Here is a 410-nt window from a genome sequence, read left to right on the forward strand (position 1 = left end):
AAGCATCTAGGTTATACTTAGAAAACAGGGAACAATTTCATTTTCATTAGGAGGTTCATTATGAAAAAAATAATACTTTTCATCTTAATTAGTATGATTATACTTCCTGGCTGTTCTAACCAGGACGAGAAAGAGAATTATCCAATTTACGAGGGTACTGTAGTATTTAAAATAGTTGAAAACGACAAGTACAAATTTCTTGTTCTTCAAAATATAAGCAAGGAAGATTTGGAGAATGGTGATCTTGATGATTTTATCGAACTAGCACAAGACCAGGAAGCTTCGTATTATTTTGTTGACAAAAAGGATTATGAATCAATAGATGTAGGACAACGAGTCAGAATTACTGCCGACTTTAACCAACTAGAGTCCTTGCCGCCTATTAGGGCAGTTGTCAGTATTGAAAAAAT

The 410-nt window shown here is 33.4% G+C and carries 1 protein-coding gene; it reads left to right on the forward strand.

From position 1 onward, the window contains the following. Positions 1–60: 60 nt before the first annotated feature. Positions 61–410, forward strand: a 350-nt coding sequence (locus GQY27_RS21260) for a DUF3221 domain-containing protein (RefSeq protein ID WP_160037252.1), incomplete at its 3' end; no start/stop codon positions are given.

The organism is Paenibacillus sp. An7 (assembly GCF_009870785.1).
Lineage (GTDB): Bacteria > Bacillota > Bacilli > Paenibacillales > Paenibacillaceae > Paenibacillus.